The sequence below is a fragment of the Bosea sp. NBC_00550 genome (assembly GCF_026020075.1).
Lineage (GTDB): Bacteria > Pseudomonadota > Alphaproteobacteria > Rhizobiales > Beijerinckiaceae > Allobosea.
In genome coordinates this window covers 4542658-4565071 of sequence record NZ_CP102772.1, presented here as the reverse complement: position 1 = coordinate 4565071, position 22414 = coordinate 4542658, and the positions used below count along the sequence as shown (strand labels likewise).

The window sequence follows — 22414 nt, the reverse complement described above, 5'->3', positions numbered from 1 at the left end:
ATCCTGTCACCTTCCGACGAAGGGCTCGGTTCTGGGTTCCGGGCTCGCCCCTGCGGGGCGCCCCGGAATGACCGCGCCATTCTTCCCGGTTCACGCCGCGCGGTAGCGCGACAGCCAGTGGGCATAGGGCGCCGGCAGGGTCTTCCACGCCGCGTCCTCGACGCCGAGCGCCTTTGCCGCCGCATAGGGCCAGTGCGGGTCGGCCAGTAGCGGACGGCCGAGCGTGACCAGATCGACCTTGCCCTCGCGCACCAGTGCGTCCGCCTGTTCGGGCTGGCTGATGTACCAGCTCGTCGAGGCCGGCAGGCCGCTCTCGCGCCGCACCCGCTCGGCGACGGGCGCCAGGAAGGCCGGCCCCCACGGGATCTTGGCCTCGTTGGTCGAGAAGCCGACGCTGACATCGATGAAATCGAGCCCCTCGGCCTTGAGGCGCTTCACCAACTCGATCGCCTCGGCCAGCGTCTCCTCGTCCTGCCCGTCATACTCGATGACGCCGAGCCGGGCCGAGAGCGGGCGATCCTCCGGCCAGACCTTGCGGACGGCCACGAGCGTCTCGATCAGGAAGCGGGCGCGGTTCTCGAAGCTGCCGCCATAGGCGTCGTCGCGCTTGTTGGCGTGGCGCGACAGGAAGCTCTGCGCCAGATAGCCATGGGCGAAGTGCAGCTTCAGCCACTGGATGCCGATGTCGCGGGCGCGCTCCGCCGCCGCAACGAAATCGCCGCGCACGCGCTCGATATCGGCTGACGTCATCGCCCGCGGCACCCGCCCGAGGCCGCCGCCCTGAGCGACGGCGGAAGGCGCGATCGTCTCCCAGCCGCGCGGATCGCCCGCCGGGATATGGTCGTCGCCTTCCCAGGGAAGATTGGCGCTGGCCTTGCGGCCGGCATGGCCGATCTGGATGCCGGCGACCGCACCGGCCTTGTGCATCTCCGCGACGATGGGCTCCAGCGCTTCGGCCTGCTTATCGTTCCACAGGCCGAGGCAGCCGGGCGTGATCCGCCCTTCCGGCGAGACGCCAGTCGCCTCGATGACGACGAGGCCGGCGCCGCCGCGCGCCAGCCCGGCGAGATGGGCGCGGTGCCAGTCGTTGGCGACGCCGTCCTGCGCCGAATACTGGCACATCGGCGAGGTGACGATGCGATTGCGAAGGGTGATGGTCTTCAGGCTGAAGGGGTCGAACAGACCGGGCATTGGAGCGGCTCCGCGCTACGGGAAATTGGCGACAGGATCTTATTATTCGACAGTTCGATATTTTTCGAAGTTTGGCAACATCAAAACTCTGTGATAGCTTCCCCCGATGCGACAGACCCGCCTGCCCGCTCTGGAAGACATCGCGCTCGAGGACGTCTTTCACGCCTTGAGCGATCCGATCCGTCTGGAGATCGTCCGGCGTCTGGCCGTCGAGGGCGAGGCGAGCTGCCAGGCCCTCGACTGCGACCGGCCGAAATCCAGCGTCTCCCATCATTTCCGCGTCCTGCGCGAAGCCGGGCTGATTCGGACGCGCAGCGAAGGCGCGTCACGGATGAACGCGCTGCGCCGCGAGGACATCGAACGCCGTTTCCCCGGGCTGCTGTCCTGCGTTCTCTCCGCCCCCAGCGCCTGAAGACTCTCGCTTGCCGGCGCTGACCGCACCAAGTGACATCGCCGGCATCAGCACCCGGCCGTTTCGCTCCCCGGCACAGCGCCCTATGCTTGCCGGATGAGCCTGCCCTACCGCCCCAATGTCGGCATCGCCCTGTTCAATGCGCAGGGCCTCGTCTTTGCCGGCCATTCCCACAGCGCCGGGCCCGAGATCGTCCTGCCCGGCTTCGACTGGCAGATGCCGCAGGGCGGGATCGACCCTGACGAGGACATCGTCGCCGCCGCGCGCCGGGAGCTGGAAGAGGAGACCGGTGTCACCAGCGCCGCCCTGCTGGCCGTGACGGAGGATTGGTGGAGCTACGATTTCCCGCCCTATGACGGCCCGCCGCACAAGCTCACGGCCTTTCGCGGCCAGCGCCAGCGCTGGGTCGCCTTCCGCTTCACCGGCAGCGAGGACGAGATCGATATCGGCAAGCCCAATGGCGACGAACCGCCGGAGTTCAACGAATGGCGCTGGCGCCCGCTGAACCAGATGCCGGGGCTCGTCGTTCCCTTCAAAAGACCCGTCTACGAGCGCGTGGCCGTGGCTTTCGCAGCCTTCGCTTCGCCCGTCGCGGCAGAGGGAGCAACCAGATGAGCATCGTCGAGCTCGATCATTGCGTCATCCACGTTTCCGATTGGGAACGCTCCAACGCCTTCTATCATGACATTCTCGGCGCGGAGGTCGTCCGGAACGGCGACGGCTTCGCCTATCGCATCGGCCGGGCGCAATTGAATTGCCATGGCCCCGGCATCGAGCCGACGCCGGTCGCGCGCGTGCCGGTGCCGCCGGGCGGCAGCGATCTGTGCTTCGTCTGGCCGGGGCCGATCGCGGAGGCGATCACGCACCTCCAGCGTCAGTCGATCGCGATCGAGCTCGGCCCGGTCCAGCGCTTCGGCCGCGGCGGCCACGGCACCAGCGTCTATTTCCGCGATCCCGACGGCTCGCTGCTCGAATTCATCAGCTACGCATGAAAAAGGCCGCTCGCGCGGCCTTTCCTGTTTCCAGCTTGGCAGGCGGCGTCAGGCCGCCTTGCGCTGCTCGAAGACGTGCTTGAATTCGCGCAGCTGCACCAGCGTGTCATGCAGGCGCTTCTGCTCGTCCTCGTTGTGCGAGCCGGCGAGACGGGTCTCGGCGGTCAGGATTTCGGCGTCGAGCACGGCGGTGTCGACATCCTCGATGAACTTGCCCTGCTCGGCGAGGATGGTCATCGTCTCCTGGTTGACCTCGACGAGGCCGCCATTGACGAAGAATTCCTTGCCGTTGCTGTCGGTCGTCTGGACGAAGACGATGCCGGCCTTGACCGTCGCCACCAGCGGCGCATGGCCGGCGAGCACGGTCATCTCGCCCTCGGTCGAGGGGACGATGACGCTGACGACATCGCCCGAGAACAGGATGCGCTCCGGCGAGACGAGTTCGAACTTGAAGGTGGCCATCGCTACTCTCTCCTCCGACGTCATTCCGGCCGGAGCGAAGCGGAGAGCCGGAATCCATCATAGGGCGTGCCCTCGGATGGATCCCGGATCAGCGCCGCTTCGCGGCTTGTCCGGGATGACGTCGTGCGTTTGTCGACGTTACGCCGCTTCGGCGGCGAGGCGCTGCGCCTTCTCGACGGCTTCCTCGATCGAGCCGACCATGTAGAAGGCCGCCTCCGGCAGGTGATCGTACTTGCCCTCGATCAGGCCCTTGAAGCCCTTGATCGTGTCCTCGAGCGGGACGAGCTTGCCGGGCGAGCCGGTGAAGACTTCCGCGACGAAGAAGGGCTGCGACATGAAGCGCTCGATCTTGCGAGCGCGCGCCACCGTCATCTTGTCGTCTTCCGACAGTTCGTCCATGCCGAGGATCGCGATGATGTCCTGCAGCGACTTGTAGCGCTGCAGCGTCTGCTGGACAGCCGTAGCGACAGCGTAATGCTCCTCGCCGACGATGTCGGCCGAGAGCATGCGCGAGGTCGAGTCGAGCGGGTCGACCGCCGGGTAGATGCCCTTTTCTGCGATCGAACGCGACAGCACGGTGCGTGCGTCCAAGTGGGCGAAGGAGGTCGCGGGCGCCGGGTCGGTCAGGTCGTCGGCCGGGACGTAGATCGCCTGCACCGAGGTGATCGAGCCCTTGTTGGTGGTGGTGATGCGCTCCTGCAGGTTACCCATGTCGGTCGCCAGCGTCGGCTGATAGCCCACCGCCGAGGGAATGCGGCCGAGCAGCGCGGACACTTCCGAGCCCGCCTGCGTAAAGCGGAAGATGTTGTCGACGAAGAACAGCACGTCCTGACCCTTGTCGCGGAAATCCTCCGCGATGGTCAGACCGGCCAGGGCCACGCGCATGCGGGCGCCCGGGGGCTCGTTCATCTGGCCGTACACAAGAGCGCACTTGGAACCTGCGGTCGAGCCGCCGTTCTCCTTCGGGTCCTTGTTGACGTTGGACTCGATCATCTCGTGATAGAGATCGTTGCCCTCGCGGGTGCGCTCGCCGACGCCGGCGAACACCGAATAGCCGCCATGGGCCTTCGCGACATTGTTGATCAGCTCCATGATCAGCACGGTCTTGCCGACGCCGGCGCCGCCGAACAGGCCAACCTTGCCGCCCTTGGCGTAGGGTGCCAGCAGATCGACGACCTTGATGCCGGTGACCAGAATCTGGGCTTCCGTCGCCTGATCGGCATAGGACGGGGCCGGCTGGTGGATGCCGCGCCGGGCGGTGGTCAGGATCGGGCCGGCCTCGTCGACCGGCTCGCCGATGACGTTCATGATGCGGCCGAGAGTTTCGTCGCCGACCGGAACGGCGATCGGCGCGCCGGTGTCGGTCACCGACTGGCCGCGGACCAGGCCTTCGGTGGCGTCCATCGCGATGGTGCGGACGGTGTTCTCGCCGAGATGCTGGGCGACCTCGAGGACAAGGCGGTTGCCGAGATTGTCGGTCTCGAGCGCGTTCAGGATCTCGGGCAACTCGCCGTCGAATTGCACGTCGACGACCGCGCCGATGACCTGAGTGACACGGCCGGTGCCGGTGTTGGCGGGCTTCTCGGCGGTCTTTGTCTTGGTGGTCTTGGTAGCGGCTTTGGCCATGGTGGAACCTCGGGACTAGCGCATTCGGATGTAGCGGCAGCCGGCGGATCGCTCCACCGGCAAAAGATTAGGCGGTTAGAGCGCTTCCGCGCCGGAGATGATCTCGATCAGTTCCTTCGTGATCATCGCCTGGCGCGAGCGGTTGTAGAGCTGCGTCTGTTTCTTGATCATCTCGCCGGCGTTGCGCGTGGCGGAGTCCATCGCCGACATGCGCGCGCCCTGTTCGGACGCGGCGTTCTCGAGCAGCGCGCGCAGGATCTGGACGGTCAGGTTGCGCGGCAGCAGGGCCTCGAGGATCTCGCCCTCTTCCGGCTCGTAGTCGTAGACGGCGTCGGTCTGCTTGGTACCTTCCGGGATTTCCGCCGGAATGATGCGCTGCGCCGTCGGGATCTGGGCGATCACCGAGCGGAACTTGGAGAAGAACACCGTCGCGACATCAAATTCGCCATTGGCGAAGCGGGTCAGCACGTTCTGCGCGATCGCCTCGGCATTGACGAAGCCGACCTGCTTGAACTCGCGCAGGTCGATGAACTCGATGATATCGTTGGCGAACTGCCGGCGCAGGATGTCGTAGCCCTTCTTGCCGATGCAGATGATCTTGACCGTCTTGCCCTCGGCCTTCAGCGCCAGTGCCTTGTCGCGGGCGAGGCGCGCGATCGAGGAATTGAAGGCGCCGCACAGGCCGCGCTCGGCGGTCGCCACCAGCAGCAGATGCACCTTGTCAGAGCCCGTGCCCGCGATCAGGCGCGGCGCGCTCGAACCGGACACGCCGGAAGCGAGGTTCGACAGCACCGTCTCCATGCGCTCGGCATAGGGGCGCGCGGCTTCGGCGGCCGACTGCGCGCGGCGCAGCTTCGCCGCCGCGACCATCTGCATGGCTTTGGTGATCTTCTGCGTCGACTTCACCGAAGCGATGCGATTTCTAAGGTCCTTCAAAGAAGGCATTTGGCGCTCTCACCCCGTCATGGTCGAAACTGACCATCTACGTCTCATTCCGTCATGCTCGGGCTTGTCCCGGGCACCCATGTCTTCAACCCCGCCTGCCTTGCTCGATCGGTCGCAAGGCGTGGATGGTCGGCACAAGGTCGACCATGCGGAAAGTCCCCGCCTTAGGCGAAGGACTTCGCGAAGTTCGTCACGATATCCTTGAGCTTGGCGGCGTTCGCGTCCGACAGGTCCTTGCTCGTGCCGATCTCGTTGAGCATATCCGCATGCTTCGAGCGGACCAGCGACAGCAGGCCGTCCTCGAAGGCGCGGACCTTGTTGACCGGCAGCGCGTCGAGATAGCCGTTCACGCCGGCATAGATCACGACGACCTGCTCTTCCATCTTCAGCGGCGAGAACTGCGGCTGCTTGAGGAGCTCGGTCAGGCGGGCGCCACGGTTGAGCAGGCGCTGCGTGACCGCGTCGAGGTCCGAGCCGAACTGGGCGAAGGCCGCCATCTCGCGATACTGGGCGAGCTCACCCTTGATCTTGCCGGCGACCTTCTTCGTCGCCTTGGTCTGCGCCGCAGAGCCGACGCGCGACACCGAGAGGCCGACGTTCACCGCCGGGCGGATGCCCTGGTAGAACAGGTCGGTCTCGAGGAAGATCTGGCCGTCCGTGATCGAGATCACGTTGGTCGGGATATAGGCGGACACGTCGTTCGCCTGCGTCTCGATGACCGGCAGCGCCGTCAGCGAGCCGAGGCCGGCGGCCTCACCCATCTTCGCCGCGCGCTCGAGCAGGCGTGAGTGGAGATAGAACACGTCGCCTGGATAGGCCTCGCGGCCCGGCGGACGGCGCAGCAGCAGCGACATCTGGCGGTAGGCGACGGCCTGCTTCGACAGGTCGTCATAGATGATGACGGCGTGCATGCCGTTGTCGCGGAAGAACTCGCCCATGGCGCAACCGGCGAAGGGCGCCAGGAACTGCATCGGGGCGGCGTCCGAGGCGGTGGCCGCCACGACGATGGAATACTCCATCGCGCCGCGCTCTTCGAGCACCTTCACAAGCTGGGCGACTGTCGAGCGCTTCTGGCCGACAGCGACGTAGACGCAATAGAGCTTCTGGCTCTCCGGGGCGCCTTCGACGTTCAGCGGCTTCTGGTTGAGGATCGTGTCGAGCGCCAGGGCGGTCTTGCCGGTCTGGCGGTCGCCGATGATCAGCTCGCGCTGGCCGCGGCCGATCGGGATCAGGGCGTCGACCGCCTTGAGGCCTGTCGCCATCGGCTCGTGCACCGACTTGCGCGGGATGATGCCGGGCGCCTTGACGTCGACGCGGGCGCGGGTCTTGGCCTTGATCGGGCCCTTGCCGTCAATCGGATTGCCGAGGGCGTCGACGACGCGGCCGAGCAGCTCCTTGCCGACGGGAACGTCGACGATGGCGCCGGTGCGCTTGACGGTCTGGCCTTCCTTGATCTCGCGGTCGGAACCGAAGATCACGACGCCGACATTGTCGCTCTCGAGGTTGAGCGCCATGCCGCGCACGCCGGATTCGAACTCGACCATCTCGCCGGCCTGGACCTTGTCGAGGCCGTAGACGCGGGCGATGCCGTCACCGACGGAGAGAACCTGGCCGACTTCGGTAACCGAAGCTTCCGAGCCGAAATTCGAGATCTGAGCCTTCAGGATGGCGGAGATTTCAGCGGGGCGGATGTCCATCAGCCGACCTCTTTCATGGCAAGACGAATTGAATTGAGCTTGGTTTTCAGCGAGGCGTCGACCATCCGCGAGGCCATCTTGACGATGAGCCCGCCGATCAGCGTCGGATCGACCTTGATCGAAACGTCGACATCCTTGCCGGCGACGCCCTTGAGCGCCGCGCGGATCTCGTCGACGCGCTTGGCCGTGGGCTGCTCGGCGACCGTCACCTCGGCGGAGACGATGCCCTTGGCCTCGGCGACCAGGCGCTTGTAGCCGGCGATCATGCCCGGCAGCGCGAAGAGACGGCGCTTGCTGGCCACGAGTCCGATGAAATTGGCGGCGATGCCGGTGATGCCGGCCTTCTCGAGCACGGCCTTGATCGCCGCGACCTGCTCCTCGGCGGTGAAGGCCGGGCTCTCGATCAGGCGGGTGAGATCGGCGCTCTCCGCGAGCAGGCCGTTGAAGGCATCGAGGGCGGCGGCGACGGTGTCGATCGCACCCGTCTCCTCAGCCAACTCGAACAGAGCGGTGGCATAGCGCTGAGCTACGCCCGACACCAATGTCCCCTGCGATCCGCCTTCTGCCACGCTTCCCGTCTCTCGTTTCAAGGGACTGCACCGGCGACCTTCCGGAGAAGGTGGAGTGCGTGGTCCCGACACTGCGAGTATCTTAGGCGCAAAGTCGGCAAGACGACTTCGCGACCGAAATGTGGCGGTGCACTAGCATGCGGTTCCGGGCCACGCAATCGCTAGTTCGCCATCGTAAGCGGCGATTTTGCCATGGCTTTCAGCTCTTCAAAGGAAGCTTTGCGGATCGACGTCGATCGCGACCCTGACCGAACCCTTGGGCTTGGGCGCCCGCTTCAGCCAGGCGCGGAGATAGTCCTGCAGGTTGATCTCGCGTGCTGTCTTGACGATCAGACGCATGCGATGGCGCCCGCGCAGCACCGCCAGGGGCGCTTCAGCCGGCCCCAGCACCATGATTCCGTCCCCGGCGTCGGCGCAGCGCGCCAGCGTGCGGGCATGGCTTTCGGACTCGGCCTGGCTGTTCGCCGAGACGATCAGCGCCGCGAGCCGGCCGAAGGGCGGCAGCCCCGCCGCCTCCCGCGAAGCCTCCTCTGCGGCATAAAAGCGCTCCGGGTCGCCCGAGATCAGCGCCTTCAACACGGGATGCTCCGGGTCATGCGTCTGAAGCAGGGCGCGGCCGGGTTTCTCGCCCCGCCCTGCGCGGCCCGTGACCTGCCGCAGTGCCTGGAAAGTGCGCTCGGCCGCGCGCGGATCGCCCGACGTCAGGCCGAGATCGGCATCGACGACGCCGACCAGCGTCATGCCGGGGAAGTTGTGGCCCTTGGCGACGAGCTGCGTGCCGATGACGATGTCGAACGCGCCCTCGGCCACCGCCATCAGCTCCGTCTTCAGGCGCTCGGTTCCGCCCGGAAAATCGCTGGAGAGCACGATCGAACGCGCCTGTGGAAAAAGCGTCGCGACCTCCTCGGCCAGCCGCTCCACGCCCGGCCCGCAGGCCATCAGGCTCTCGGGCTGGTGGCAGGCCGGGCACTCATGCGGCCGGCGCTCGACATGGCCGCAATGATGGCAGACCAGCGCCCGGCGGAAGCGATGGTCGACCAGCCAGGCCGTGCAGTTCGGGCACTGGAAGCGATGGCCGCAGTCCCGGCACAGCGTCAGCGGCGCATAGCCGCGCCGGTTGAGGAACAGCAGCGACTGCTCCTTGGCTTCGATATTGGCCTCGATCGCCTTGACCAGCGCGCCCGACAGCCAGCGGCCCCGCTCGGGCTTGTCCCGGCGCAGATCGACGAGGCCGAGCACCGGCAATTCGCGCCCGCCGAAACGCTCCGGCAATTTGAGGTGGGCATAGCGCCCGCGCTCGGCATTGACGCGGGTCTCCAGCGACGGCGTGGCGGAGGCCAGCACGACCGGCGCGTTCTCGATGCGGCCGCGCACCACCGCCATGTCGCGGGCATGGTAGGAGACGCCGTCCTCCTGCTTGTAGGCCGCCTCGTGCTCCTCATCGACGACGATGAGGCCGAGGTCCTTGTAGGGCAGGAACAGGGCCGAGCGGGCGCCCGCCACCACCTTCGCCTCGCCACTCGCGATCGCCGCCTGCAGCCGCTCGCGCTTGCGGCCGGTGACGGCCGAATGCCATAGCCCCGGCCGGACGCCGAAGCGCGCCTCGAAACGATCGATGAACTGTGCCGTCAGCGCGATTTCCGGCATCAGGATCAGGCTCTGGCGGCCCTGCCGGATCGCCTCGGCCACCGCCTCGAAATAGACCTCCGTCTTGCCCGAGCCCGTCACGCCTTCGAGCAGCGAGACGCCGAACGTCTTCGCCTGCACGGATGCGACAAGCGCCTGCGCGACCGCGCCCTGCCCGTCGGACAGCTCGGGCACGGCATGGTTCGGATCGGGCGCGGCTGCGATCGCCTCGCGCGGCAGCGGCTCGACGGCGAAGGTGCCGGCATCGACGAGGGAATCGATCACGGCGGAACTGACCGACGCCGCCTCGGCCAGCGCCGATTTCGCGATCAGCAACCCACCCTCGGCGGCGGCCATGGCGCGGGCGCGGGCCGGCGTCATTCGGCCGGGCGGCGGGCCGACGAGCCTGACACCCAGCTTCGGCCGCTCCGGCGCATCGTCCGGTGGCCGGCGCAGCGCCAGCGCCAGAACCGAGCCCTTGGGCGCCAGCGTGTACCACGCCACCCAGTCGACCAGCTTCATCAGCGCCGGATCGAGCGGCGGCATGTCGAGCTTGCCGGTGACCTTCTTGAGATTGCCGCCGCGTCCGCTGCCGGCCTCCCAGACGACACCGACGATCTCGCGCGGCCCGAGCGGCACCTGCACGACATCGCCGGGCTGGAGGACGAGCCCCGCCGGCACGGCATAGCTGTAGGCCTGGTCGAGCCCGAGCGGAATCAGCACGTCGACCGTGCCGCCCTGATCCGCCGCTGTCGTTTCGTCATCGATCAAATCGAACTGCGCCATCGCCAAACTACCACCGCCGTCATCCCGGACGGAGCGAAGCGGAGCTCCGGATCCATCATAGGGCGCGGTGCTCTGCGATGGATCCCGGATCGGCGCCGCTCGCGCGGCTTGTCCGGGATGACGGCGTGTTTCTCCCGCCAATGTCTAGCATCGATTCGCGACCTGTTAAGGCGGGAGCGTCATGGTCTGGCTTGACCCGACCATCTCGGGACAGGCAGGCGCGGGAAGAGATGCCCGGGTCAAGCCCGGCATGACGAGTACACCATGACCGATTTCGACAGCTTCCGGCGGGACTGGCTTTCCCACCTCTCGTCCGAGCGGCGCCTCTCGCCCAAGACGCTGGAGGCCTATGGCCGCGACCTCGGCCAGTTCACGGCGTTCCTGACCGAGCATCTCGGCGGCGCCCCCTCGCTCTCGGATATCGCCGCGCTGAAGCCCGTCGATCTGCGCGCCTTCCTCGGCCAGCGCCGCCGCGACGGCGTCGGCAATCGCACGCTGATGCGCCAGCTCGCGAGCTTGCGCTCCTTTGCCCGCTTCGGAGAGCGCAACGGCAAGCTCACCGCCGCCGCCTTCGCCGCGACGCGCGGGCCGCGGCTGGGCAAATCGTTGCCGCGCCCGCTCGAGCCCAGCGCCGCCCGCGCCGTCACGCAGGCCGATACCCGCGCCGGAGAGGAGCGCGAGCAGTGGGTCCTCGCCCGCGATGCCGCCGTGCTCGGCCTGCTCTATGGCAGCGGCCTGCGCATCTCGGAGGCGCTCTCGCTCGCTCGTTCACAGGCGCCGCAGAATGCCGGCGACGCGCTGACCGTGATCGGCAAGGGGAACAAGACCCGCATGGTGCCGGTGCTGCCGGTCGTGATCACCGCGATCGCCGAGTATCTCAAGCTCTGCCCCTGGCGCCTGCCACCGGAAGGCCCGCTCTTCGTGGGCGCCAAGGGCGGGCCGCTCTCGCCCCGCATCATCCAGCTCGCGGTCGAGGGCCTGCGCGGCGCGCTCGGCCTGCCCTCCTCCGCCACGCCGCACTCCCTGCGCCATTCCTTCGCGACGCATCTGCTCGGCCGGGGCGGTGACCTGCGCGCCATCCAGGAACTGCTCGGCCACGCCTCGCTCTCGACGACGCAGATCTACACCCGCATCGATTCGACGCGGCTGATGGCGGCCTATGACGCCGCCCATCCACGCGCCGGGCGCTGAGCTGTTGCTGACTTAACGGAAAGCCTTAAACAGCGCCCGCCAATATCGGCCTGCGAGGTGATTCGTGTCCGGCTCCGTCGAAACGCCCGAGGGCGGCAACAAGCGCATCGCGCTCCTGATCGCGCTGCTGGCGCTGATGCTCGCCTTCTCAGAGATCGGCGGCAAGAATGCCGAGCAGGAGGCGGTCGCCAAGAACATCGAGGCCTCCAATCTCTGGGCCTTCTTCCAGGCCAAGACGATCCGCGGGACGGCGGTGCGCACCGCCGCCGAGGCGATGGAGGTCGAGCTTGCCGGCGTCACCGACGAGGCCGCCCGCCAGCGACTGACCAAGCGCATCGAGAGCTGGAAGCAGACCGCCGCGCGCTATGATTCCGAGCCCGAAACCCAGGAGGGGCGCAAGGAGCTCGCCGCCCGCGCCAAGGCGGCCGAGGCGCAGCGCGATATCGCCGCCGCGCGCGACGACAAGTTCGACATCGCGTCCGGCCTGATCCAGATCGCCATCGTGATCTCCTCGGCCGCGATCATCACCGGCGTCGTCCTGCTCGCCTGGACGGGCGTCGCGCTCGGCCTTGCAGGCTTCGCGCTAATGGCCCTGGCGCAATTCGCCCCGACGGCGCTGTTCTGAGGGAAAGACGAAACCTCGCCGTCATCCCGGCTTGATCCGGGATCCATGCCGGGACGTTGCCGACGGAGGCTCGGGCATGGATCCCGGATCTCCGCTTCGCTACGTCCGGGATGACCCGTGTTTCCGTGGAAACACGTCAGAACCTAGTCTGTCTCAATAGTGGATCGCGCCGCGGATGCCGCCGCCGCAGGCGATGGCATCGCCATTGATCGCGACGCTGCGCGGCGAGGCGAGGAAGGCGACGATATCGGCGACCTCGCCCGCGTCGACCAGCCGGCCGATGGTGACATTCGCCGCCATGCCGGCTTCGACCTCCGCCGCGCTCTTGCCGCTTGACGCTGCCCTCGCGGCAATGACCGAAGCCGTGCGCTCGGTGCGCGTCGTGCCGGGATGGACGACGGTGACGTTGATGCCCTGCGGACCGAGCTCGTCGGCGAGGTTCTTGGTCAGCGCGGAGACGGCGACATTGCGGATCGAGCCGATGGTCGAGCCGGTCGAGCGCGCGGCAAGCCCGCTGATGCTGATGATCCGGCCCCAGCCATTCGCCGCCATGTGCGGCGCGGCCTCCCGCGCCATGCGCAGATAGCCCATCACCTTGACGTTCACATCGTCCCAGAACACGGCGTCTGTGATCTCGGCGAGCTTCGGCGGCGGCGCCTGCCCGCCGGGCTTTGCGGCGGCGTTGACGAGGATGTCCAGCCCGCCGAGCGCGGCGACGGTGTGGGCGACCAGTGCCTTCACCGACTCGTCGTACTGGGTATCGACGATGTGGCCGATCACCTTGCGCCCGCTCTCGGCCGCGAGCGCCGAGGCGGCTTCGGCGAGTTCGTCCTGATTGCGCGCGGCGATGACGACATCGACGCCCTCCAGCGCCAGTTGCCGGGCGATGGCGCGGCCGATGCCCTTGCTGCCGCCGGTCACCAGCGCGCGTTTGCCTGTCAGTTGTAGATCCATAGCATTTTCTCCGGTTCTCGTTCGCTCGGAAACACTGCGTCATCCCGGACAAGCGGCGAAGCCGCGCCGATCCGGGATCCATCGTCGAGCGCCGAGCCCTACGATGGATCCCGGGTCAAGCCCGGGATGACGATGCGGTTCGTTCAAGAGCCTTCATGCGGGAAGGACCGGCCAGGCGATCGCGCCGCGCATCGCCTCCCAGGCGCGGGCCATCCTGAGCACACCGAGATCGTCGAAGCGCTTGCCGGTGATCTGCAGGCCGATCGGCAGGCCAACAGACGTCAGCCCGGCATGGACGGAGATCGCCGGCTGGTCCGACATATTCGCCGCGACCGTGAAGCAGATATGCTCGAAGGGCCGCGTGGGATCGTCGATCGGCGAAGCCCATTCCGCCGGGAAGCTCGGCACGGGCGAAACCGGCGAGAGGATGAAGTCGTAAGGCGCAATCGCCTTCAGCGCCGCATCGCGCATCGCGATCATCTGGCTCATGCCGCGATAAACCCTGTCGCCCGGCAAGGCCTTGCCGCCCTCCGCCCAGGCGAAGATGTAGGGCAGCACCTTCGCCTGCTTCTCGGGCGAGAGCGCGCCGATATCGACCCAGGCGCGCTGACGCCAGAAATCGTCGAGCCCGTCCAGCATCTCGCGGGTCAGGTAGGGCGAAACCGGCTCGACGATCGCGCCGGCATCGGCAAAGGCCCTCGCGGCCGCCTCGATCGCGGCCTTGGTCTCCGGCTCGACGGCGAGCCCGATCCCCGCATCGAGCTGCAGGCCAATGCGCAGGCCCTTCAGGTCGATATCGACAGCCAGCCAGTCAAGTTCCTGCGGCGGCAAGCTCATGCCGTCGCGGGCGTCGGGCTTCGACAATTCGCGCATCATCAGCGCGGCGTCCGCGACCGTGCGCGTCATCGGCCCGGCGACGCGGCCGTAATAGGTCGGGTCGATCGGCACCCGCCCGAAGCTCGGCTTCAAGCCGACAAGCCCGCACCAGCCGGCCGGCAAGCGGATCGAGCCGCCGATATCGGTGCCGACATGCAGCGGCCCGTAGCCCGCCGCGCCCGCCGAGCCCGCGCCGGCCGAGGAGCCGCCGGGGTTCTTGGTGATGTCCCAAGGATTGCGCGCCGGCTTGTGGAAGCTGGAAAGCCCGGAGGAGAGCATGCCGTAATCCGGCATCGTCGTCTTGGCGAGGATCACGCAGCCCGCCTCGCGCAGCCGCGCTGCCGGGGGGGCGTCAGTGGCGGCAGGAGCGAGATCGTTTGCAGCGGTGCCCAGCGGCACGGCCACGCCCTTCGTCCTGATGTTTTCCTTGATCGTGCAGGGCACGCCATCGAGCGGCAGCGCCTCGCCCTTCAGCCAGCGCGCCTCGGAGGCCTTGGCCTGCGCGTGCGCGCTCTCGGGGTCATAGGCGTAGAGCGCGTCGAGCTTCGGCTCCCAGACCGCGATGCGGGCGATCACCGCTTCCGTGACGTCGACCGGCGACAGCCGGCGCGCCTTATAGGCGGCGAGAAGCTCGGCGGCGCTCAGATCGGCAAGATCGGTCATCGGAAAAGCCTCGTCATTCCAATACTCAAAACATCAGCTTCAAAGGCGGTCATCCCCGGACAAGCCGCCTTCGGCGGGGCCGATCCGGGATCCATGCCTGAACCTTCTACGGAAGCGCTCCGGTGGATCCCGGGTCTGCGCTTCACTAGCCCGGGATGACCCGCGCGTGTTCCTCACCGGGCACGGCGCAGGCGCGGATCGACTGCGTCGCGCAGGCCGTCGCCGAGCAGGTTGAATCCCAGCACGGTCAACGCGATCGCGGCACCCGGAAAGATCGCAAGCCAGGGCTGCGTCGCCATGAAGGTCTGGGCTTCGTTGAGCATCCGACCCCAGGACGGGTTCGGCGGCTGCGTGCCGAGGCCAAGATAGGACAGCCCCGCCTCGGCCAGCACGGCGAGCGCGAACTGGATCGTCGCCTGCACCACCAGGATGCCGGCGATATTGGGCAGGACATGGCGCAGCGTGATCTGCCGGTTGTCGAGCCCGGCCGCACGCGCCGCCTGGATGAAGTCCTGCGCCCAGATCTGCAAGGCCGCTCCGCGTGCAAGTCGCGCGAAATAGGGCAGGTTCAGCACGGCGATGGCGACGACGGCGTTGAGCATGCCGGGCCCGGTGATCGCGGTCATCATGATCGCGGTCAGCACGGCCGGGAAGGCATGGGTGAAATCGGCGGTGCGCATGATGAGGTGGTCGAGGATGCCGTCGCGCCGGACGGAGGCCGCGAGCCCCAGCGCGGTGCCCAGCACCATGCCGATGCCGACGGCGCCCAGCCCCACCGCCAGCGAATTGCGCGCCCCGACCATGATCATCGAGAAGACGTCGCGGCCGAACTGGTCGGTGCCGAACCAGTTCGTTGCGGAAGGCCCCTTGAGGCGGTTGAGGATCGCCATCTGTGTCGGCTGATAGGGCGTCCAGACGTAAGATGTCAGCGCGGCGGCGATGACGAGCACCGCGATGACCGCGCCGATGACGAATGACGGCGCCAGCCACCAATGCCGCCTGCCGCCGGGCGCCTTGTCCTCGACCGCGCTCATGCCTGCCTCAATCGCGGATCGATCAGCCCGTAAAGCAGTTCGACCGCGAAGTTGATCAGGATCGCCGCGCCCGCGAAGAGCATGACGAGATCCTTGACCACGATGAGGTCGTGCTGGGCGATGGCCTGGAAGACGAGCCGCCCCAGCCCCGGCAGGGCGAAGACGTTCTCGATGATGATCGCGCCGGCGATCAGCACCGAGAACTGCAGGCCGAGGATGGTGACGACCGGGATCAGCGCGTTGCGCAGCGCGTGCCGGCGCATCGTGGTGCCCTCGCTCAGGCCCTTGGCGCGGGCGGTGCGGACGAAATCCTCCTGCAGCGTGTCGAGCATGGAGGAGCGAGTCACTCGCGCGATGATCGCTGCCTGCGGCAGGGCCAGGGCCAGCGCCGGCATCAGCAGCGATTTCAGCGCCGTGCCGAAGCCCGCCTGCCAGCCGGGAAAGCCGCCGGCCGGCAACCAGCCGAGCCCGACAGCGAAGACCAGCACGAGCAAAAGACCGAACCAGAAATTCGGAATGGCGAGCCCTGCTTGGGCGAAGGCCATCACTCCCGCATCCGCCAGCCGACCATGGCGCGAGGCGGCGAGCATGCCGAGCGGGATGCCGATCGCCGTCGCCAGCGCGATCGCCATCAGGGAGAGCGGCAGCGTCACCGCCATGCGCTCGGCGATGAGCTGCAGGACCGGCACGCGATAGGTGTAGCTCAGGCCGAGATCGCCGGTGACGAGCCCGCCGAGCCAGAGGACGAAGCGCAGCGCCGCCGGCTTGTCGAGCCCCATCTCAGTCCTGAGTGCCGCCAACGCCTCCGGCGCGGCGTTTAGACCCAGCGTCACCGCCGCCGGATCGCCCGGCAGCACTTCGAGGACGACGAAGATGACCAGCGCCGCCGCAAGCAGCGTCAGCACCAGCGCCAGCAGGCGGCGCAGGACGTAGGCGATCACGAGCTGCACCTCTCCGCGAGGTCATCCCGGACAAGCGGCACAGCCGCGCCGATCCGGGATCCATGCCAGAGCGTTCCCGATAAAAGTTCAGGCATGGATCCCGGGTCTCCCTCCGGTCGCCCGGGACGACCCGGTCGGGCCCATCACAATGAGATCACCGCCAGCGCAGCTCCGCGAGCGGCGTCACCGGCAATGGCCAGTCGGTCCACATGCCCTCCAGGGCGGCGTTGGCGACCGTGATCTTCGGCAGGATGAAGAGGAAGCCGTTGACCGCGTCGCGCGCCAGCTTCTCCTGCGCCTGCTTGTAGAGCGCGTTGCGCTCGGCCTCGGGCAGGGTCACCGCGATCTTGGCGATCAGCTCCTTGAAGGCGGGGTCCTTGTACTGGAAGTAGTAGCCGTCGCGCGCATAGATATCGATGTCGAGCGGCTCGGTATGGGCGATGATGCTGAGGTCGTAGTCCTTGTTGCGGAAGACCCGCTCCAGCCATTGCGGGAACTCAAGCGGCTCGATCGCGGCGTTGATGCCGATCTGCGCCAGCAGCGCCGCGACGATCTCGCCCAAGCGGCGGGCATAGGAAGGCGGCGGCAGCTTGAGCGTGCAGTTGAAGCCGTTCGGGAAGCCGGCTTCGGCCAGCAGCGCCTTCGCCTTGGCCGGATCGTAGGGATAGGTGTTGGTCAGGTCGACATAGGCCGGGTGCAGCGGCGAGAAATGGCTGCCTATCAGGTCGACGTCGAAACCGTAGACGCCGAGCGCGATGGTCTTGCGGTCGAGCGCGTGCGCAATGGCCTGCCGGACCTTGAGGTTGTCGAAGGGCGGCTTGGCGTTGTTGGTGGCGAGAACCGTCTCGCCCTCGGTGCGGCCGATCGTGACCTTGAGCCTGGCATCGGCCTTGAGCTGCGGCACCGCCTCGGGCGCCGCCAGATTGGTGTGCGCATCGACATCGCCGGCCCTGAGCGCCGCGACCTGCGCCTGCGGGTCCGACATGAAGCGGAAGATCGCCCTGGCCAGCGCCGGCTTCTCGCCCCAATACCCGTCGAAGCGGGCGAGCTCGAGCCGGTCGCCGCGATTCCAGCGCAGGAATTTGAATGGGCCGGTGCCGACAGGGCTGGTCTTGTTGTTGGCGGCGCTCGCCGGCGCGACGATCACCGCATCGCCCCAGCTCAGGCCGTAGAGGAAGTTCGCCGTCGGCTGCTTGAGCTTGATCACCACAGTCGCCGGGTCCGGCGTCGCGATCTCGGCGATCGGCGCGAAGAGCTGGCGCTGGGCATTGGTCGAATCGGGCGCGACGGCCCGCTCGAAGGAGAATTTCACCTGCTCGGCGGTGAAGGGCGTGTCGTCATGGAATCTCGCGCCCTGCCGCAGCTTGAAGCTGTAGGTGACGTTGTCGTCGGCGATGGTCCAGCTCTCGGCGAGGCAAGGCTGCAGCTTGCCGGTCCGGTCCATCTTGACCAGCCCCTCGAAGATGTTCTGCAGCGTGACTTCGCGGATCGCCTGCGCGGCGCCGGAGGTCGGATCGAGCGTCGGCGGCTCCAGCGTCTGGGCGATGGTGACGCTGTCCTTCGCCTGCGCCAGCGCGACGACGGGAAGCTGCGCCGCCAGCGCCGCCAGTCCTGCCCCTGCCAGGAGTTCACGCCGCGTCGTCATCGTCATCGCTCCGGTCCGTTTGCGGCAGCGAAGATGGCGCGGGACGAGCGGCGAGCGCAAGCCTGCTTCGGCGCAATCCGCGTCGCGCGAAAAGCCCGAGCCTGGCGCACTAGTATACCAGGCGATTGACCCCTGTCGCAGCCGGCTCTAGAGATCACGCGACCGATGGAGATGCCCCATGCTGTTGCACGATGATCGCCTCTTCCCCGCCGATCCGGTGACGCGCGGCATCGCGCGACGGCTCTTCGCCACCATCCGCGACCTGCCGATCATCTCCCCGCACGGCCATACCGATCCGCGCTGGTACGCCGAGGACAACGCCTTTCCCGATCCGGCGACGCTCTTCGTCAAGCCGGACCACTACATCTTCCGCATGCTCTATTCGCAGGGCATCCGGCTGGAAGAGCTCGGCATCGCCCGCAAGGATGGCGGAGAGGTCGAGAGCGATCCGCGCAAGATCTGGCGCCTGTTCGCCGACAACTGGCATCTCTTCAGGGGCACGCCGACCCGGCTCTGGTTCGAGCACGCCGCCTCGACGGTCTTCGGCGTCAACGAGCGCCTGACGCCGGAAAACGCGGACAGGATCTACGACAAGATCGCCGCCAAGCTGGAAGAGCCCGAGCTGCGCCCCCGCGCCCTGTTCGAGCGCTTCAAGATCGAGGCGATCAGCACGACCGAAGGCGCGCTCGACGATCTCAAATGGCACGACATGATCCGCTCGTCCGGCTGGGGCGGCAAGGTCGTGACAGCCTATCGGCCCGACAGCGTCGTCGATCCGGAATTCGAGGGCTTCGCCGACAATCTCGATAAATTCGGCGAGCTGACGGGCGAGGATATCGGCAGCTGGACCGGCTACCTTGCCGCCCACCGCAAGCGGCGCGCCTATTTCAAGGAGCGCGGCGCCACCTCCTCAGACCACGGCCATGCCACGGCGCGCACTGCCAATCTCTCGGATGCGGATGCCGAAAAGCTCTATGCCAAGATCCTCAAGGGCAAGGTTTCGGCCAAGGACGCGGACCTCTTCCGCGGCCAAATGCTGACCGAGATGGCGAAGATGAGCCTCGATGACGGGCTCGTGCTGCAGATCCATCCCGGCTCCCATCGCAATCACAACGCTGCGCTGTTCGAGCATTTCGGCCGCGACATGGGCTGCGACATCCCCACCGCCACCAACTATGTCGAAGCGCTGAAGCCGCTGCTCGACGCCGTCGGCAACGAGCCTAACCTGACCGTGATAGCCTTCACCCTCGACGAAACCGCCTATTCGCGCGAGCTCGCACCGCTCGCCGGGCATTATCCGGCGCTGCGGCTCGGACCGGGCTGGTGGTTCCTCGATGCGCCCGAAGCCATGCTGCGCTTCCGCGAACTGACGACCGAGACGGCCGGCTTCTACAACACCGTCGGCTTCAACGACGACACCCGCGCCTATCTCTCGATCCCGGCGCGCCACGATGTCGCCCGCCGGGTCGACTGCGCCTATCTCGCCAAGCTCGTCGCCGAGCATCGGCTGGAAGAGGACGAGGCGGCCGAGGTCGCCTACGACCTCGCCTATCGCCTCGCCAAGGAGGCCTACAAGCTGTGACCCGCCTTTCCGCTTCGACCCTCGCCGGCCTGCCAGCCCCCATCCGCCGCCCGGCCTATGACCGTTCGGGCCTCAAGCCCGGCATCGTCCATCTGGGGCTCGGCGCCTTCGCCCGCGCCCATCTCGCGGAGTACACCGAGGATGCGCTGGAGAGGCGCTTCGGCGCCTGGGGCATCGTCGGCGCCAGCCTGCAGCGCCCGGACCAGCGCGACCGCCTGCAGCCGCAGGACGGGCTCTACACCCTGCTGAAGCGTGCTCCGGCAGGGCCCGAACTGCGCATCATCGGCTCGGTGCTCGACGTACTCGTCGCTCCCGAGAGCCCGTCTGCCCTCGTTGCCAGATTGGCTGCGCCCGAGACACGCATCGTTTCGCTCACCGTCACCGAGAAGGGCTATTGCCACGATCCGGCGACCGGCCGCCTCAAGGCGGATCATCCCGACATCGTCCACGACCTCGCCAACCGCCAAGCGCCGCGCTCGGCGGTCGGCATCCTCGTCGCCGGCCTGAAGGCGCGTCGCGATGCCGGGCTTGGTCCGTTCACCGCGCTGTGCTGCGACAACCTGCCCTCCAACGGCCATGTCCTGCGCGGCCTCGTGCGCGACTTCGCGGCGCTGACGGATGACAAGCTCGCGGCCTGGATCGAGGCCAACTGCGCCTTCCCGGCGACCATGGTCGACCGCATCGTGCCGGCCACGACCGATGCCGACATCGCCGAGGTCGCCAAGCTGATCGGCGTCGAGGATGCCGCGCCCGTCATCGGCGAGCCCTTCCGGCAATGGGCGATCGAGGATGTCTTCGCCGCCGGCCGCCCGGACTGGCACGAAGTCGGCGCACAGATGGTCTCGGAGGTCGCACCCTTCGAGTTCATGAAGCTGCGCATGCTGAACGGCGCGCATTCCTCGCTCGCCTATCTCGGCTATCTCGCCGGCCATGAGACGGTCGCCGAGGCCAGCGGCGATCCCGTCCTCGCGCGCTTCCTCGGAGGGCTGTGGGCCGAGATCATGCCGACCGTGCCGGCCCCGCAGGGCGTCGTGCTCGCTGACTACGCCAAGGCGCTGCTCGCCCGCTTCCAGAACCCCGCGATCCGCCACCGCACCTGGCAGATCGCCATGGACGGCTCGCAGAAGCTGCCGCAGCGCCTGCTCGGCACCATCCGCGAGCGGCTGAAGGCCGACGCGCCGATCGACCATCTCGCGCTCGGTGTCGCCGCCTGGATGCGCTACGTCACCGGCACCGACGAAAAAGGCGGCGCGATCGACGTCCGCGATCCACTGGCGGTGGAGTTCAAGCGCAGGACCGAGGCAGCCCGGCGTGATGCCAAGGCGCTGGCCGAGGCGCTCACCGGCATCGAGGCGATCTTCGGCAGCGACCTGCCGCAAGACCAACGGTTTAGGAAACCGGTGGTCGCTCATCTCGCCTCGCTCTTCGACAAGGGCGCGAAGGCGACTGCGGCCAGTCTGGGCTGATACAGCTCCGTCATTCTCGGGCGAAGCAAAGCTTCGACCCGAGAATCTCATGACGCGAAGGCTTGGAGCCGCATCCGGCAAGAGATGCTCGGGTCAAACCCGAGCATGACGGCGGGCCTCTTGATCCTCAACTCCATCCGGCGCCAGATGCGCGGCGATGCTTCGCGCGCTGACCGCCCTCGCCCTCTCGACCCTGCTGGCTGCGACCGCCACGGCGCAGGCTCCACCACGCGTCGCCGTGCCCAATCTCTGGGACCCGCGCATCCGGCTCGACCGGCCGGAGCCCGGCCCGCCGCGTGTCGTGCGCTTCCTGACCGATGACGACTATCCGCCGTTTCATTTCGCCGGACCGGACGGCGCACTGACCGGCTTCTCGGTCGAGCTCGCCCGCGCCATCTGCGAAAAGCTCGCCTGGACCTGCACGATCCAGCCGCGCCGCTTCGACACCTTGCCGGACTCGCTCACCGAGGGCCGCGGCGACGTGCTGGCTTCGGCGATGAACCTGACGCCGGCGCTGCGGGAGCGCTTCGCCGCGAGCCATCTCTATTTCCGCGCCCCGGCCCGCTTCGCCACCACGCGCGGCAATGCCCGTGCCACGCTGGACAGCGCCGCCCTGCAGGGCCGCCGTGTCGCGGTGGTCGCCGGCACGGCGCACCAGGCCTTCCTCGAAAGGCTGATGCCCTTCGTGCAACGCCGGGAGAGCGCCAATCTCGGCGCCGCCATCGCCGCACTGCGCAGCGGCGAGGCGGAGTACGTCTTCGCCGACGGCGTCGCGCTGTCGCTGACGCTCGCCGGCAGCGGGGGCGAATTCGCCTTCTCCGGCGGCCCTTATCTGGAAAGCCGCTATTTCGGCGAAGGCGTCGCCTTCCTCATGCGCAGGGACGACCCCGCCCTGAAGCGCGCTATCGACTACGCGCTGCAGGGCTTGTGGGACGACGGGACCTACGCCCGGCTCTATCTGCGCTTCTTCCCGGTCAGTCCGTATTAGCGCTCGGAATTTCTGCACGGAATCTCGCCGTCATTCCGGGGCATTGCGCAGCAATGAGCCCGGAACCCATGACCACGACGGGTCAGGAAGAGCGGCATCGGTGCCGACCCTTCTTCACCTCCTGTGGTCATGGATTCCGGGCT

At 67.6% G+C, this 22414-nt stretch carries 20 protein-coding genes; 8 read left to right on the top strand and 12 right to left on the bottom strand.

Features of this window, described 5'->3' with window-relative positions; genetic code table 11:
* Positions 1–90: 90 nt before the first annotated feature.
* A complete protein-coding gene (locus tag NWE53_RS21805) occupies positions 91–1191 on the bottom strand; it encodes an NADH:flavin oxidoreductase/NADH oxidase (RefSeq protein WP_265051440.1) in 1101 nt (366 codons plus the stop codon).
* Positions 1192–1297: 106 nt separating this feature from the next.
* On the opposite strand from NWE53_RS21805, the gene NWE53_RS21800 reads away from it, so the two are divergent.
* From NWE53_RS21800 to NWE53_RS21790, 3 genes are all read left to right on the top strand, one after another.
* Positions 1298–1603, top strand: coding sequence for an ArsR/SmtB family transcription factor (locus NWE53_RS21800; protein WP_265051439.1), 306 nt, complete (start codon positions 1298–1300; stop codon positions 1601–1603).
* Between the two features lie 96 nt (positions 1604–1699).
* Complete coding sequence (locus tag NWE53_RS21795) at positions 1700–2218, top strand: RNA pyrophosphohydrolase (protein ID WP_265051438.1); 519 nt, start codon at positions 1700–1702, stop codon at positions 2216–2218.
* Positions 2215–2595 (top strand): VOC family protein, encoded by a 381-nt coding sequence (locus tag NWE53_RS21790; protein ID WP_265051437.1) that lies wholly within the window; start codon positions 2215–2217, stop codon positions 2593–2595. The genes NWE53_RS21795 and NWE53_RS21790 overlap by 4 nt, the downstream gene beginning before the upstream one ends.
* Positions 2596–2643: 48 nt before the next feature.
* On the opposite strand, the gene NWE53_RS21785 is transcribed toward NWE53_RS21790, so the two are convergent.
* From NWE53_RS21785 to NWE53_RS21760, 6 genes are all read right to left on the bottom strand, one after another.
* Positions 2644–3057, bottom strand: a complete 414-nt coding sequence (locus NWE53_RS21785; RefSeq protein ID WP_265051436.1) for a F0F1 ATP synthase subunit epsilon — start codon at positions 3055–3057, stop codon at positions 2644–2646.
* Positions 3058–3195: 138 nt separating this feature from the next.
* Positions 3196–4683 (bottom strand): F0F1 ATP synthase subunit beta, encoded by a 1488-nt coding sequence (gene atpD / locus NWE53_RS21780; protein WP_265051435.1) that lies wholly within the window; start codon positions 4681–4683, stop codon positions 3196–3198.
* A gap of 75 nt (positions 4684–4758) precedes the next feature.
* Complete coding sequence (locus NWE53_RS21775) at positions 4759–5628, bottom strand: F0F1 ATP synthase subunit gamma (protein ID WP_265051434.1); 870 nt, start codon at positions 5626–5628, stop codon at positions 4759–4761.
* Positions 5629–5792: 164 nt separating this feature from the next.
* Entirely contained in the window at positions 5793–7325 is a 1533-nt protein-coding gene (gene atpA / locus NWE53_RS21770; protein WP_265051433.1) for a F0F1 ATP synthase subunit alpha, read from the bottom strand.
* A complete protein-coding gene (locus NWE53_RS21765; RefSeq protein ID WP_265051432.1) occupies positions 7325–7894 on the bottom strand; it encodes a F0F1 ATP synthase subunit delta in 570 nt (189 codons plus the stop codon). The genes atpA and NWE53_RS21765 overlap by 1 nt, the downstream gene beginning before the upstream one ends.
* 207 nt (positions 7895–8101) lie before the next feature.
* Positions 8102–10306, bottom strand: coding sequence for a primosomal protein N' (locus NWE53_RS21760; protein WP_265051431.1), 2205 nt, complete (start codon positions 10304–10306; stop codon positions 8102–8104).
* Positions 10307–10570: 264 nt separating this feature from the next.
* Between NWE53_RS21760 and NWE53_RS21755 the strand changes: the two genes are divergently transcribed.
* Both NWE53_RS21755 and NWE53_RS21750 read left to right on the top strand, forming a co-directional pair.
* Complete coding sequence (locus NWE53_RS21755) at positions 10571–11497, top strand: tyrosine recombinase XerC (protein ID WP_442864873.1); 927 nt, start codon at positions 10571–10573, stop codon at positions 11495–11497.
* Between the two features lie 64 nt (positions 11498–11561).
* Positions 11562–12122 carry a DUF4337 domain-containing protein gene (locus NWE53_RS21750; RefSeq protein ID WP_265051430.1) on the top strand — a complete coding sequence of 187 codons (561 nt, stop codon included), beginning with the start codon at positions 11562–11564 and terminating at the stop codon, positions 12120–12122.
* Positions 12123–12275: 153 nt separating this feature from the next.
* Here NWE53_RS21750 and NWE53_RS21745 read toward each other — a convergent pair whose 3' ends face one another.
* The 5 genes from NWE53_RS21745 to NWE53_RS21725 form a co-directional block, all read right to left on the bottom strand.
* Positions 12276–13076, bottom strand: coding sequence for an SDR family NAD(P)-dependent oxidoreductase (locus tag NWE53_RS21745; RefSeq protein ID WP_265051429.1), 801 nt, complete (start codon positions 13074–13076; stop codon positions 12276–12278).
* Positions 13077–13229: 153 nt separating this feature from the next.
* Positions 13230–14615, bottom strand: a complete 1386-nt coding sequence (locus NWE53_RS21740) for an amidase (RefSeq protein ID WP_265051428.1) — start codon at positions 14613–14615, stop codon at positions 13230–13232.
* Between the two features lie 173 nt (positions 14616–14788).
* The gene (locus NWE53_RS21735; RefSeq protein WP_265051427.1) at positions 14789–15649 is read right to left on the bottom strand and encodes an ABC transporter permease; all 861 of its coding nucleotides are present in this window, start codon (positions 15647–15649) and stop codon (positions 14789–14791) included.
* Positions 15646–16590 (bottom strand): ABC transporter permease, encoded by a 945-nt coding sequence (locus tag NWE53_RS21730; RefSeq protein ID WP_265051426.1) that lies wholly within the window; start codon positions 16588–16590, stop codon positions 15646–15648. Before NWE53_RS21730 ends, NWE53_RS21735 begins: the two co-directional genes overlap by 4 nt.
* Before the next feature lie 154 nt (positions 16591–16744).
* On the bottom strand, positions 16745–18235 hold the full coding sequence (locus NWE53_RS21725) for an ABC transporter substrate-binding protein (protein ID WP_265051425.1): 1491 nt from the start codon (positions 18233–18235) through the stop codon (positions 16745–16747).
* Between the two features lie 178 nt (positions 18236–18413).
* Here NWE53_RS21725 and uxaC point away from each other — a divergent pair, with 178 nt between their 5' ends.
* From uxaC to NWE53_RS21710, 3 genes are all read left to right on the top strand, one after another.
* The gene (gene uxaC / locus NWE53_RS21720) at positions 18414–19817 is read left to right on the top strand and encodes a glucuronate isomerase (protein WP_265051424.1); all 1404 of its coding nucleotides are present in this window, start codon (positions 18414–18416) and stop codon (positions 19815–19817) included.
* Entirely contained in the window at positions 19814–21283 is a 1470-nt protein-coding gene (locus tag NWE53_RS21715) for a mannitol dehydrogenase family protein (protein ID WP_265051423.1), read from the top strand. The genes uxaC and NWE53_RS21715 overlap by 4 nt, the downstream gene beginning before the upstream one ends.
* A gap of 157 nt (positions 21284–21440) precedes the next feature.
* Entirely contained in the window at positions 21441–22271 is an 831-nt protein-coding gene (locus NWE53_RS21710; protein WP_265051422.1) for a transporter substrate-binding domain-containing protein, read from the top strand.
* The last annotated feature ends 143 nt before the right edge of the window (positions 22272–22414 follow it).